This is a genomic window from Lebetimonas sp. JS032, assembly GCF_000523315.1.
Lineage (GTDB): Bacteria > Campylobacterota > Campylobacteria > Campylobacterales > Nautiliaceae > Lebetimonas.
The window spans coordinates 1,127,427-1,140,502 of sequence record NZ_ATHS01000001.1 but is presented as its reverse complement, the minus strand read 5'-3'; the positions used below and the strand labels follow the sequence as shown (position 1 = coordinate 1,140,502).

The following is a 13,076-nucleotide window of genomic DNA, read 5'->3' as shown; positions in this document are numbered from 1 at the left end:
CTTTATTTTTTTGCATTTATTGCCTGTTGAATCATCATTGTAAGACTCTGGCTTTTTGCATTAAATTCATTTATCATCTCATCATAGGCGGCAAACTGTTTAGACATTATTTCGTATTTTGTTTCAAGAAACTGATTCATGGCATCCATTCTTTGTTTGTAACTTTTTTCATCTGTTTTAAGCTCCTGGCTTAAAAGATTCAAAGAGCTGTTATCACCGGTGATTTTGGAATCAAAATCCACTTTAAGGTTTGTAAAAGCGGTAGTGGTAAATCTTTCAACCAGATCAGGATTTTTATTATAGGCGTCTTTAAATTTATCTGCATCAAAGCTTATCATGCCTGTTCTGTTGTAATCAAATCCCAAATCAGTGGCACTAAAAGTTATATCGGTTGTGTATTTGTTTCCGTTTCTGTCACTTGCCTCACCCTTATCGCTTAAAACCACACCGAAAATATCGGAATAAAAACTGCTCCCAAGAGAGGTAAATTCGCTTTCGCCCTGAAACAGCCCCACGTTACCGGTATCTTTATCAAATGCCGTAAGACTTTGAAGATTTGAAATCATTTTATTGTAATCTGCTACAAATTTTTGAATAGATTTTGTAATTTCATCAATATTTGATGTTATATTAACCGTTGAATTTCCGGTAGAACTAAGATTTATTGTAACCCCCGGGATTAAATCGTCTATTTTATTGGAACTTCTGTTTATTTCCACACCATTATATATAAAATCGGCATCTCCGGCTTTTTGTATCCTGTTTGAATTTGTAAAAGCAGTATTACTGTTAAAATCGCTCAGTAAATTCGTATCGTCTATGGAAATATCACCGACAGCCTCCATTTTAAATTTTATCTGCCCGTTATCATAAGTCGCATTTATTCCTAAAGAATTCCCGTCACTGTCTTTAAGATTACCGTTATTCAAAGCATTTATAAAATCACCAACACTCTCCCCGTCAGCCACATTCATTGTATATTCATCCCCGTTAACGGTAATTTTAAATGTCTGGGCAGTCCCGCTGTTATTTATGCTGTCTGTATCTGAATTAAACGAAGCGGATGTATAATTTATGGCATTTAAGCCCAAATCTTCTATTCCTGAATAATTGAATTTAATAATATTCTCAGCCCCCGTATCATTGGCTTTTAAAATAAGTTTATAAGGATTATTGCCTATTCCCGTATCTATAATAGAAGCGGTAATTCCGATATTTGCATTATTGATGGTGTCTTTTAAATCATTAAGCGTTGAGCCGGCTTTCAGGGTTATGGTGGAAGAAACACCTCCTACGCCTATATTTAAAACCTGGTCTTTTCCGCTTGTGTTAATCACTTCGTCGCTTCCGCTAAAACCGTTTGATTCATATATGTCGTTTTGAGCCAAATTATTGACATTTATATCAAAAGTTTGGGGCTTAACCCCGTCACTGGCGCTTACGCTGACACTGCTTCCGCTCACAGACGTATTTACTTTTGCAAAAACAGAGCCGCTTGCAAGGTCTATCATATCAGTTTTTACAATAGCGCCGATTGCCTGAAATTCACTTAAAGCCTTTTCCTTTTTTTTCGCCAGCTCAAGTTTGCTTTCAATCGGTTTAACCATTATTTCCTTATCTGCATTTTTTAATTTATCGATTACATTTGATGTTAAAACACCGCTTCCTATTCCAAGGGAACTTAAGCTTCCGAAATCACTGCCCATTTTTATCCTTTTTTATCAAATAATATTCCCACCACTTCTTTCATTTTTTCCATAAGTCTCAATGCTTCGTCACTCGGGAATTTTCTTATTACATCGTTTTTTTTGGTATCAACCACTTCGACCGTTAAAAAATCAATTTTATCATTAAATTTAAATTTTAAAGAGGTATTTAAAGGATTTATAGCCCTGTTCAGCTCTTCTGTCAATTTTTGCAGCTCTTTTTTTAAATGCTCTTTATCCATTTTATTATCGGTTTGAGTGGCTTTTTGGGTTAATGTTTTTTTATTTTCATAATCATTTGTCTGATTTAGTTTTTGCATTTCAATTTTATTCTGATTTATATTTTTATTTATATTGTCATAATTTTGTGTTTTTTGAATATTGTTTTTAACTGAAGAGAAAACATCCATTTTTTACCCCTTTAAATTAACTGTAATTATATCGTCAAATTTTTAAAAAATTTTATGTTAAAATTATAAAAAAGGTTTTAATTGAAAGTAAAAGTCGAATGTGATTCTCCTCTTTTACAATATACGCTTGAATATTTTTTAAAAGATTACATAGATAACAGCGGTATTTTAATAACAGACAACCCCGAAAAAAACGGGATAACAATAGGAAAAGAAATAAAAAAGCCTTTTACAAAAACATCTCTTTTATTACAGTTGGAAAAAATTCTGAATATAAAAAACAATGAAGAAACAATAGAAGATAAAATAGAAAAAATTCTTGAAAACTGTAAAAAAGAACTTATAAAAACAATTAAGGAACATTATGGAAAAGAGTAATATAAAAATAATAGGCGGAAAATACAGAGGAAAAAAACTTTTTATGGGAAACAAGGGAACTACAAGAAGTACTAAAAACATACTTAAAGAAAGTGTTTTTAACACCCTTCAGTGGGAAGTGCCCGATTCAAACTGGGTGGAAGTTTTCAGCGGTGTTGGAAGCATTGGACTTGAAGCTGTAAGCAGAGGCGCAAACAAAGCTTATTTTTTGGAAAAAGACCCCGAAGCCGCCAAAGTTTTAAAAAGAAACATTGATTCCCTAAAAGTTGAAGACGCATCAAAATGCTCGATTATTTTGGGAGACAGCTTTGAAACTATATGGGATGTTATAGAAGAGCTTAAAAGAAACAAACAAAAAGCGTTTTTCTATTTCGACCCGCCGTTTGCTATAAGGGAAGGTTTTGAAGATATTTACGATAAAGTCCAGACTTTAATAAAACAGCTTCCGAAAATCAATGTTGAAAAAATTATAATAGAGCATCAAAGCAATTACGATTTCCCGGAGACTCTTGGAAATTATAAAAAAATAAAAACAAAAAAATTCGGTAAAAGCGCAGTAACATATTATGAATAAAAAAATTTTTTGAAAATTTATTATTTTAATGTTGTTTTTTGCAGGATGTGTTCAAAATCAAACGTCTTTGCAAAAAGCAAATCCAACTTCTAATATAAAATTATTAAAAAAATACGGGGTAACAGAAAACAGTTTAATTTTTTATAAAGATTATTATTATTTTTCTAAAATGCAGCCAAACGGAATCAGTATAAATAAATTAGACAAAAATTATAATTTAGTTGCAAAAAAACTGATAAAAAATTCAGTTGAACCTACTAAATATACAGTTAAAAACGGACTGTTTTATATCTTGGGATATGATAACATCAAAGAAATGCCTGTAATTTTAACTTTTTCCTTAAAAACATTTAAATTAATAGGCACTGTTTATTTAGGGAAAAAATATGCCGCCCCCGCTGATTTTTTTATAAATAAAAACGATATTTATACAGCTGTTAATGTTTATAACAATAAAACACAATCAGATATTTATATCTATAAAAACGCCTCATTATATTCAAAAATAGCATCTGTAAAAAAAGAAAATGCAAAATTTATAATTCCTTTTAATAAAGGAATGCTGGTTTTAGGGAGTATCACTTATACAAATGACGACATTTTAATCGTATATATATCAAACAAAAAAATTGTCTGGGCAAGAAGAATAGATTTAGGAATGGATGACTATCCAACTTCAATTTATATCAAAAATAACAACATTATTTTAAATGCAACTTCAACTGATGAAATGGGAGCTGAAGTAGATTATACATTTGAAATCGATAAAAACGGAAATATTTTAAAAAGCAGAAAAAATCTGGAATTTAAAGAACTGCCTGTAAAATTCAGGACATAAAAATTTAATTTCTCGCAGAATAAAATTCTTTTTTAAATTCTTTAAATTTTTTATTTATGATAGCTTCTCTGGCTTTACTTACTAAATTCAAATAATAATGCAGATTATGAATTGTGGCAAGTCTGAAATAGGTAAGCTCTTTTGCCCTAAATAAATGATTTAAATACCCCCTTGAAAAATTTCTGCAGGTATAACAGTTGCATTTTTCATCAATCGGCCTACTATCTAGTTTGTATTTTGCATTTTTAATTCTTAAAATCCCAAAAGAGGTAAACAGATAACCGTTTCTTGCATTGCGAGTTGGCATCACGCAATCAAACATATCAACTCCTCTCTCAATTGCTTCTATTATATCTTCCGGAGTTCCTACCCCCATTAAATATCTTGGTTTATTTTCGGGAAGAAACGGCACAGTATATTCTATTGTATCATACATAACCCGATTCTCTTCCCCGACACTTAAACCCCCTATTGCAAATCCGTCAAAACTTCTTCCCTCAATTTCGGTTTCCACAAGACTTTCGGCACTAATTTTTCTAAACTCAAAATCCACTCCGCCCTGAACAATGGCAAAAAGATTGTTTTTTGCCCCTTTACTAATATGATGAATCAGACTTCTTTTGGCCCACTGGGTTGTTCTTTCTATTGATTTTTTTATTCTCTCTTTTGTATTCGGAAGAGCTATCAAATCATCCAAAACCATCATAATGTCGCTGTTTAAATTATATTCTATATCAATAACTTTTTCTGGTGAAAAAAAATGGCTGCTTCCGTCAATATGACTTTTAAACCAGATACCCTCATCGCTAAATTTTACATTCTCCCCCAGCGAAAAAGCCTGAAATCCACCGCTGTCTGTCAGAAAACTTCTGTTATATCCGCTAAATCCGTGAAGACCGCCGAAACTCTTAACAGTCTCATCACCCGGCCTTAAATACAAATGATATGTATTAGCGAGAATTATTTTTGCATCCAAAATATTCATTAAATCAACAGCATCAAGGCTTTTCACGGCCGCCGCCGTACCCACAGGCATAAATATAGGTGTTTTAATTTCACTGTGGTCTGTTTTTAATGTAGCCGCTCTTGCATTTGAATCAATGGCATCAATTTTAAATTCCATAATTTTCCTTTTTTATTTTTTACCACTCACTACTCACTAATTACATATGATATAATTACTGAAATTTTATCAAAGGTTTTATTTGAATAAAATAGTTTTGTTTGCCGGCGCAAAGGAATCCAAAATATTAATAGAAAAAATAGCCTCTTCTTATGTTCAAGAAGCTGAGTATTATATAATATATGAAAAAGAAGATGAAATAACAAAAATTGAAAAAGAAAATTTTTTTTATTATAAAATACCCTTTTTTGCATTCGAATTATACCGCTCGCTTTTTTTTAAAGATATAAATAAAATAATTGTTTATATAAAAAACAAAAAAACAGCTGAATTTGTAATAAATAAAATAAAAAATTACTCTTCAATCGTATTTGCGAAATTTTGGGAAAATATTGAAATTCCTTTACAAAACAATATTGAGATAATAGACAATATTGAATTAATTACAAACAAAATTTTAGACCATCTTCCGGATGTGCCCCTTTTCGCAAGGGATATAGGCCTTGGAATCGGTGAAATACTTGAAGTGGAAATTCCTCCCCATTCTGTTTTCGCTTATAAAAACCCCAATTTTATCCAAAGATGGAAAAATATAAAAATTGCCGTAATTTACAGAGAGAACAAATTCATTATTCCCAGCAGACACACACTGATTCTTCCCAATGATAAACTTTTACTTATAGGAGAGCCTGAGAAATTAAAATCCTTCTTTATAGAAAGCAAAAAAAACCTGGGGGCTTTCCCGGCTCCTTACGGAAGAAACATTTATCTTTTAATCGATATGCAAACGGATAAAAAAACTCTTTATAATCTTTTAAAATCAGCACTGTTTTTACATAGAAAATTAAAAAATCAAAAATTAATTATTAAACTTATCAATCCTAAATTAAATTTTAAAATTTACAAACTTTATAAATTCAAAAACATAGACATATACACAGATTATTTTTCATCGGATTATGAAAAAACATTAAAAAATGATACAAATATATATAATATAGGACTGGTAATTACCAATAACGGATATTTTTATAAATATAAAAAAACTTTTTTCGACATTAAAATCCCTGTTTTTAAACAGGGGGACGAGTCAATTAAAAAATGTAAAGAATTTGTGGTTCTTTTACAGGATAAAATGCTTGATCGGATTGCACCGAGTATTTTTGATTTGTCTTTTCAATTAAATTTGGGGATAAATTTTTTAGAACCCTTTATAGAAGAAAAAGACCTGAAAGAATTAAAAGAATATCTGGAAAAATTTGCAAAGGTTTATAATTTTAAAAAAATTTCATTTACCAAAACACAAAAAAATCCGATAATAAAATTAAAAACAAAAGAAAACATCTGTATAATTGAACCGTTTATTTCAGCGCCGGTTTTAAAAATTTTCCAAATTTTCAATCCGAAAATATACAATGCATATATAATGCTTGATAAATTTTCCCAGTTTTTAATCCCGGTAAAATAAGGAGAAAAATGAAAGTAAATATAAAAACACCAAACAAAACATACGACATAACGATTAAAAAACTGCCACGATTAACGCTAAATGCAAAAACGGCCGTAATCACAAACCCTACAGTTGCCGGATATCATTTAAATTATCTGTTAAATCATTTAAAAACGGATGAGCTTAAAATAATTACGTTACCGGACGGTGAAGAGTATAAAAATTTTGGGAGCATTGAATACGCACTTGAGAGACTGTTTGATGCAAAATATGACAGAAATTCTGTAATTATAGCATTTGGGGGAGGAGTAATAGGAGATATGAGCGGATTTGCGGCTTCAATATTTCTTAGAGGCATTAAATTTATTCAAATTCCAACTACACTCCTTGCTATGGTTGACAGTTCTGTAGGAGGGAAAACAGGAATAAATAATAAATTTGGAAAAAACTTAATAGGAAGTTTTTATCAGCCTGAAGCTGTTTATATAGATACCCATTTTTTAACTACTTTACCAAAAAGGGAATTTGCGGCAGGTATGGCTGAGGTTATTAAAATGGCCGTAATGTTTGATAAGGAATTTTTTAAAAATTTAGAAAATGATAAATTAAGTATTGAAGAAATTATAAAAAGAAGCGTAGAAATAAAAGCAGATGTCGTAAACAAAGATGAAAAAGAAAAAGTAATAAGAAGCGTACTCAATTACGGACACACATTCGGACACGTAATAGAAAACCTGACAAATTACAAAACATACCTCCACGGGGAAGCTGTGGCAATAGGCATGGTTATGGCAAATGAATTATCAATTGAACTTGGATATTTAACTGCTGAGGAAAATGAAAGAATTAAAAAATTACTGAAAAAATACGATTTACCTACAAGTTTTAAAATAAAAGACGAAGAAGAATTTTATGAGCATTTTTTTGCCGATAAAAAAACAATGAACAATAAAATTAAATTTATAATTCCAGAGCTTATCGGTAAATATAAAATAATTGAAAATATAGATAAAGAAACTGTTTTAAATGTTTTAAGGAAATTTAAGTGAAAATATTTTTTTTAATAATTTCTTTTATTTTTTTATATGCAAACGATAATAATTTAACTGAACTTAATATGACTAAAAAAAACAATATTAAAATTAAATACCGAACTGTCAAAAAATTCTTTTTACTTAACATATAAAAACTATATAGATTACCAAAAATTACTCAATACATACAATAAATTAAAATATCTCTCTAAAAAAAATCCCAGATATAAAAAAAAGCTTTTGACTATACAGACACAGCTTGATTTGTTAAAAGAAAACGAAAATATTTTCAACACATTGATTAAATTAAAAAATATTCCAAAAGCACCACAGATAGAAAACCCGTTTGAAATATTTTCCGCAATTAATTATGAAAAGCAGATAAAAAATGTTCTTTTGCAGAACATTCAGACATATCAGCAGTTTAAAGAAACATTAAACAATTTAAAGAGAATTAGATAAATTAAAAAAAGAAGTAAAAATTAAAGATAACCAATTAGAAAATAATTTTAAATGTTTTAGAATTAAAAAAAAAAGCTTGAACCATTAAAAATAATTGTATTTTTAATTATTATTTTAAAATTTATACTTAATAAAATACATTAAAGAAGCAAATATACATACTTCTTTATATAAATTATGCAACATATATTATAACCATTTTGGGATTTATTTCAGCCGGTATTGCAATTGCCATGAAAGACTGGTTTATGAATATTTTCGGCTGGTTTGTTATTATGATTAACGGAAATATTAAAGTCGGGGACAGAATTAAAATGTATCTTCAAAACGGAAATGTTCAAATAGTCGGAGACGTTATCGATATAACCCTTACAAGAATAGTAATTTACGAAGATGTAACATATACAACATACCACAAAAACAGACGGGCCGGAAGAATAGTGTTTATTCCCAACAATGTTGTTTTTAACAACCCCATTTTTAATTATACACATAAAAGACTGGCAACTGTATGGGACGGAATAGATATAACGCTTACGTTTGATTCAAATTATAAAAAAGCCGTGGATATTATTAAAAACATTTTAACTAACCAGACAAAAAGACAATCCGCCGCCACAAAAACCAGAATGCAGAGGCTTAAAATTGAATATAATTTTAAATCATACAATTTAGAACCGCGTGTATTGACATTAATAGAAGAAAACGGAATTAGAATCAGCGCCTGGTATTTAGTTATTTCAACTTCCCCTCTTATTTACAGAAGCCAGATTTCTGGTGAAATATTGGATGCCCTTTTAAAAGAAAAGACATAAAAATAATTAACGGTAATATTAACATTCAAAAGGAAAAAGTTGAAAAACCTTATTAAATTAAAATATCTCTATAAATTAAAAGAATCTGGAGAGAGGTATTTCGAAGGTTTCAGTTCAAAAGAAAACAAACTCCCCATGCCGGACGAATTGGAAGAGCTTAAAAAAACATGTTTAAACTGCACCCTTTGCGATTTATCAAAAACAAGAACAAATGTAGTGTTTGGAGAAGGGAACCTCAAAGCAAAGCTTATGTTTATAGGTGAAGGACCCGGAGCGGAAGAGGATAAAACAGGAAGGCCTTTTGTGGGAAGAGCGGGAAAACTGCTTACAAAAATAATTTTAAATGTTTTAGAATTAACCAGGGAAGATGTATACATAGGAAATATTGTAAAATGCCGACCGCCAAGCAACAGGGTCCCGAGTATAGAAGAAGCCCAGACCTGTAAACCGTATCTTCTCAAACAAATTGATATAATAAATCCAAAAATACTGGTATGCCTCGGAAAAACGGCTTTTATGTATTTAATGGATATAGATTTGCCTATAAGCAGAGTCAGGGGGCAGATATTCGAATATAAGGAGAAAAAAGTGATACCGACATTCCATCCGAGTTATTTACTCAGAAACCCATCTGCAAAAAAAGAGGCTTATGCTGATTTTCTTTTAATAAAGAGTATGCTGTGAAAAGAATAATTATCTTTTTTGCCGTATTGCTTTTTTCTCAGGAAACAATATTTCAAAATTCTTTTATGGATATAAACAGTACTGAAAACAATTCCAGTTCTTTAGAAATTAATTCCACTCAAACAATTGAAGAAAATTTTAATGAAAAATTTTATCCTCAAAATTCAAAAGCCGATTTTGCAATTATTATAAACAAACAGAAATTTTTTAAGTTTCTTCCTTCTGTTTTAAACGCCATAAACGCTTATCTTATCCAAAAAGGGGTGGATTTTAATATAACGCTTTATAACAATGATGTAAATATTTCAAATTTACCTCAGCATTATGTAATAGACATAGAAACCAACCGCTCAAAAATTTTGACTCTGGGGGATTATAATAAAACTTTTTTTGTACCAACTTTTAATAAAAACGATTTTAATGAAACATTTAAAAATATATATTTCGGAGGAATAAATTTCAAAAATCAAATACAAAAATTTACCGCATTTATCAATGACAGACTTTTTACAATTTCACAAAACACCCAAATATCAAATCAATTGCTTGCATATGAAAAAACAAATCCGTTTTTTGTAAAAAATTATAATTTTCCTGATATAAATTATGCCGATTTAAACAATTCTTTTATAATTTTAAATACCGATGTGTCAAAAAGTGCGGAAGTGCTTTCAAACATAACTTCAAAAGAAATTGAGCCGTTTTTAGTTTTTTCGCCCCAGTTATGTTATTCCCCATCCATTATATTTTTAACCCAGCCAAATGACATAGATAAACTGATAATTGCAAATTCCATTATCCGTCCGCCTTTAATGATAAACGATTACGCCCTTCTTTTAAATTCGGATATCAGATACAACTGGCTAAATTATGCCGCCGATATTTTAGTAAATAAAATTTATAATATGCAAAACAGTGAAGATTTATTTTATATGAATGATTTTTATATTTATATATTCAACCGTCAGATAAATTACAAAACAAAATTATATAAAATACTAAACAATTCTTTTAAAGAAGTGGAATAACTGTTATAAAAAAACAAAAAATATAAAAATCGCAGGCAGGTAAATTTATAAATTTGTTATAATTTCGCTAAAAAAAGGAAAAATATGGCGACTTATGTTATTGGATTCCCGAGAATTGGGGAACAAAGGGAGCTTAAAAGAGCGTTGGAAAGTTATTGGGGAGGTAAAATTTCTCAGGGTGAATTAAAACAAACAGCTGCTGATTTAATAAAAAGACATTTAATTTATCAAAAAAATGCCGGTATAGATATGATAAGTGTCAATGATTTCAGTTTTTATGACAATATGCTTGATACCACGGTAATGCTTAATGCAATTCCTGAAAGATATAAAGATATTGAAAACTGTATGGACAGATACTTTGCAATGGCAAGAGGTGATAAAAACCATAAAGCCATGGAAATGACCAAATGGTTTAATACAAACTATCATTATATTGTGCCAGAACTTGATGAAAACATGGATTTCAGAGCTGATACAACAAAAATAGAAAATGAAATTGCATTGGCAAAAGAAGTCGGAATTACTCCAAAAATAAATTTAATAGGGCCTGTTACTTACGTAAAACTAAGCAAAATCGAAGGCAATGAAAAAAATATAATTGAAAAACTACTTCCTGTATATAAAGAGATTTTAAATAAATTTAAAAATTACACTATCCAGATGGACGAACCGTATTTCGTAACAAATCCGGATGAAGAAGATTTAAAAATATTAAAAAAAGTTTATGACGAACTTGGAAACACTGCAAATATTTACGTTGCCACATATTTCGAGCATTCAAACGAAGCAAATGAAATTCTCGCCTCAACACCTGTAAAAGGAATGTTTTTAGATTTTGTTTTAGGAAGCGAAAATTCTATAAAAACATTAGTTGATGCCGGTAAAGAAGTGGGGATTGGAATAGTCAACGGAAGAAATGTATGGGTTAACGATATTGAAAAATCCGCCGCATTTGTAAAAGGGCTTACCGAAGCTGTAGAACAAGACAAAATCCACATAGGAAGCAGCTGCTCTTTACTTCATGTCCCATATACATTAAAATATGAAACAAAAATGGATGAAGATATCAAATCCTGGATAAGCTACGCTCTTGAAAAACTTGATGAAATAAGAGTAATTGATAAACTTTTTAGAAACGAAACTTTAAGCGAATACGAAAAAGAAGTGCTTGAAAGCAATAAAATCGCAATTGCAACAAGAAAAACCTCTTCTAAAATTCACGATACAATCGTTCAGGACAGAGTTTCAAACTTAGGTGAAAAAGATAAACACAGAAATGTACCGTTTGTTGAAAGAATCAAACTTCAACATGAAAATTTAAAATATCCTGTTTTACCTACCACAACAATAGGCAGTTTTCCTCAAACACCTGAACTTAGAAAACTAAGACGTGATTATAAAAACGGCGCAATCAATGAAGAAGAGTATAAAACAAAAATTAAAGATATGATTAAAGATTTGGTTAAATTTCAAGAAGAAATAGGACTTGACGTATTGGTACACGGTGAATTTGAAAGAAACGACATGGTTGAATATTTCGGCGAGCAGTTAAAAGGCGTTGCATTTTCCAGCAACGGTTGGGTTCAGAGTTACGGAAGCAGATGCGTAAAACCTCCTTTGATTTACGGAGATGTTTCTAGACCTAAAGATATGACGGTTGAATGGATTACATATGCCCAAAGTTTAACTAATAAACCGATGAAAGGAATGCTAACAGGCCCTGTTACGATGCTAAACTGGTCTTTTGTAAGAGACGATCAGCCAAAAAGAGACACAGCATACCAAATGGCCATTGCAATAAGAGACGAAGTGGAAGACCTGGAAGCAGCCGGGATTAAAGTAATTCAGGTTGACGAAGCGGCTCTGAGGGAAGGTTATCCTTTAAGAAACAGTAAAAGAAAAGAATATGAAGATTGGGCAATTACTGCATTTAGAATAACAACCTCAAGCGTAAAACCAGAGACTCAAATCCATACCCATATGTGTTATTCAGAATTCAGTGATATTATGGATGCCATTGAAGATATGGATGCGGATGTTATTTCTATCGAAAATGCAAGAAGTGACAATTCATTACTCAAAATCTTTAAAGAAAGAGGATATAAAGGCGAAATCGGTCCGGGAGTTTATGATATTCATTCTCCAAGAGTTCCAAGTAAAGTTGAAATAGTCAATCAAATTAAAGCGATTTTAGAAGTATTGCCGGCTGAGAAAGTATGGATTAATCCGGACTGCGGACTCAAAACAAGAAAATGGGAAGAAGTAAAACCGAGTCTAAAAAATATGGTTGACGCAACATTAGAGGTCAGAAAAACTCTTTAATGAAAAAACTGCTCGTTTTTTTACCTCTTTTTCTTTTTTCTTATAATTATCCGTTTGATTATCAGTTTAAATTTATTCATTCATGTATGCAAAACTCTTCTTTACCTAATAAATATAAATACTGCAGATGTGTTTTTGAAAAAATAAAATCAGCTTATCCGTATAATTATTTTATCTGGCACCAAACAGATAATGATGTATTAAAATTCATTGCTAAAGCTTCAAAAGAGTGTTTAAATAAATAATATT

15 protein-coding genes are annotated in these 13,076 nt (G+C 30.4%); 11 read left to right on the top strand and 4 right to left on the bottom strand.

Features of this window, described 5'->3' with window-relative positions; all coding sequences use genetic code 11:
- Positions 1-2: 2 nt before the first annotated feature.
- Positions 3-1,706, bottom strand: a complete 1,704-nt coding sequence (gene fliD / locus DZ65_RS0106430; protein WP_024791385.1) for a flagellar filament capping protein FliD — start codon at positions 1,704-1,706, stop codon at positions 3-5.
- A gap of 2 nt (positions 1,707-1,708) precedes the next feature.
- Entirely contained in the window at positions 1,709-2,116 is a 408-nt protein-coding gene (locus DZ65_RS0106425; RefSeq protein ID WP_024790911.1) for a flagellar protein FlaG, read from the bottom strand.
- Between the two features lie 81 nt (positions 2,117-2,197).
- Between DZ65_RS0106425 and DZ65_RS0106420 the strand changes: the two genes are divergently transcribed.
- The 3 genes from DZ65_RS0106420 to DZ65_RS0106410 are packed head-to-tail and all read left to right on the top strand — an operon-like array spanning position 2,198 to position 3,906.
- Positions 2,198-2,494 carry a hypothetical protein gene (locus DZ65_RS0106420; protein ID WP_024787824.1) on the top strand — a complete coding sequence of 99 codons (297 nt, stop codon included), beginning with the start codon at positions 2,198-2,200 and terminating at the stop codon, positions 2,492-2,494.
- The gene (gene rsmD / locus DZ65_RS0106415; protein ID WP_024791384.1) at positions 2,481-3,068 is read left to right on the top strand and encodes a 16S rRNA (guanine(966)-N(2))-methyltransferase RsmD; all 588 of its coding nucleotides are present in this window, start codon (positions 2,481-2,483) and stop codon (positions 3,066-3,068) included. The genes DZ65_RS0106420 and rsmD overlap by 14 nt, the downstream gene beginning before the upstream one ends.
- 28 nt (positions 3,069-3,096) lie before the next feature.
- Positions 3,097-3,906, top strand: a complete 810-nt coding sequence (locus DZ65_RS0106410; RefSeq protein ID WP_156920227.1) for a hypothetical protein — start codon at positions 3,097-3,099, stop codon at positions 3,904-3,906.
- 4 nt (positions 3,907-3,910) lie between these two features.
- On the opposite strand, the gene tgt is transcribed toward DZ65_RS0106410, so the two are convergent.
- Both tgt and DZ65_RS11520 read right to left on the bottom strand, forming a co-directional pair.
- Positions 3,911-5,029 carry a tRNA guanosine(34) transglycosylase Tgt gene (gene tgt / locus DZ65_RS0106405; RefSeq protein ID WP_024791382.1) on the bottom strand — a complete coding sequence of 373 codons (1,119 nt, stop codon included), beginning with the start codon at positions 5,027-5,029 and terminating at the stop codon, positions 3,911-3,913.
- A 1,269-nt stretch (positions 5,030-6,298) separates the two neighbouring features.
- Entirely contained in the window at positions 6,299-6,484 is a 186-nt protein-coding gene (locus DZ65_RS11520) for a DUF5963 family protein (protein ID WP_369792332.1), read from the bottom strand.
- A gap of 21 nt (positions 6,485-6,505) precedes the next feature.
- On the opposite strand from DZ65_RS11520, the gene aroB reads away from it, so the two are divergent.
- The 8 genes from aroB to DZ65_RS0106360 all read left to right on the top strand — a co-directional run bounded on the left by aroB (position 6,506) and on the right by DZ65_RS0106360 (position 13,072).
- Positions 6,506-7,528 carry a 3-dehydroquinate synthase gene (gene aroB / locus DZ65_RS0106395; RefSeq protein ID WP_024791380.1) on the top strand — a complete coding sequence of 341 codons (1,023 nt, stop codon included), beginning with the start codon at positions 6,506-6,508 and terminating at the stop codon, positions 7,526-7,528.
- Complete coding sequence (locus DZ65_RS10735) at positions 7,525-7,665, top strand: hypothetical protein (protein ID WP_156920226.1); 141 nt, start codon at positions 7,525-7,527, stop codon at positions 7,663-7,665. The genes aroB and DZ65_RS10735 overlap by 4 nt, the downstream gene beginning before the upstream one ends.
- 88 nt (positions 7,666-7,753) lie before the next feature.
- Positions 7,754-7,975, top strand: coding sequence for a hypothetical protein (locus tag DZ65_RS0106385; protein ID WP_156920225.1), 222 nt, complete (start codon positions 7,754-7,756; stop codon positions 7,973-7,975).
- A 200-nt stretch (positions 7,976-8,175) separates the two neighbouring features.
- Complete coding sequence (locus tag DZ65_RS0106380) at positions 8,176-8,790, top strand: mechanosensitive ion channel domain-containing protein (protein WP_024791378.1); 615 nt, start codon at positions 8,176-8,178, stop codon at positions 8,788-8,790.
- Positions 8,791-8,829: 39 nt separating this feature from the next.
- Entirely contained in the window at positions 8,830-9,474 is a 645-nt protein-coding gene (locus DZ65_RS0106375; protein ID WP_024791377.1) for a uracil-DNA glycosylase family protein, read from the top strand.
- Positions 9,471-10,502, top strand: coding sequence for a hypothetical protein (locus DZ65_RS0106370; protein WP_024791376.1), 1,032 nt, complete (start codon positions 9,471-9,473; stop codon positions 10,500-10,502). Before DZ65_RS0106375 ends, DZ65_RS0106370 begins: the two co-directional genes overlap by 4 nt.
- Before the next feature lie 84 nt (positions 10,503-10,586).
- The gene (gene metE / locus DZ65_RS0106365; protein ID WP_024791375.1) at positions 10,587-12,827 is read left to right on the top strand and encodes a 5-methyltetrahydropteroyltriglutamate--homocysteine S-methyltransferase; all 2,241 of its coding nucleotides are present in this window, start codon (positions 10,587-10,589) and stop codon (positions 12,825-12,827) included.
- A complete protein-coding gene (locus tag DZ65_RS0106360) occupies positions 12,827-13,072 on the top strand; it encodes a hypothetical protein (protein ID WP_024791374.1) in 246 nt (81 codons plus the stop codon). The genes metE and DZ65_RS0106360 overlap by 1 nt, the downstream gene beginning before the upstream one ends.
- Positions 13,073-13,076 lie beyond the last annotated feature (4 nt).

Bases quoted from the DNA above. Each gene is read 5' to 3' on its own strand.
- fliD (WP_024791385.1), bottom strand. From the start codon at position 1,706: ATGGGCAGTGATTTCGGAAGCTTAAGTTCCCTTGGAATAGGAAGCGGT.
- DZ65_RS0106425 (WP_024790911.1), bottom strand. From the start codon at position 2,116: ATGGATGTTTTCTCTTCAGTTAAAAACAATATTCAAAAAACACAAAAT.
- rsmD (WP_024791384.1), top strand. From the start codon at position 2,481: ATGGAAAAGAGTAATATAAAAATAATAGGCGGAAAATACAGAGGAAAA.
- DZ65_RS0106410 (WP_156920227.1), top strand. From the start codon at position 3,097: ATGTTGTTTTTTGCAGGATGTGTTCAAAATCAAACGTCTTTGCAAAAA.
- tgt (WP_024791382.1), bottom strand. From the start codon at position 5,029: ATGGAATTTAAAATTGATGCCATTGATTCAAATGCAAGAGCGGCTACA.
- aroB (WP_024791380.1), top strand. From the start codon at position 6,506: ATGAAAGTAAATATAAAAACACCAAACAAAACATACGACATAACGATT.
- metE (WP_024791375.1), top strand. From the start codon at position 10,587: ATGGCGACTTATGTTATTGGATTCCCGAGAATTGGGGAACAAAGGGAG.
- DZ65_RS0106360 (WP_024791374.1), top strand. From the start codon at position 12,827: ATGAAAAAACTGCTCGTTTTTTTACCTCTTTTTCTTTTTTCTTATAAT.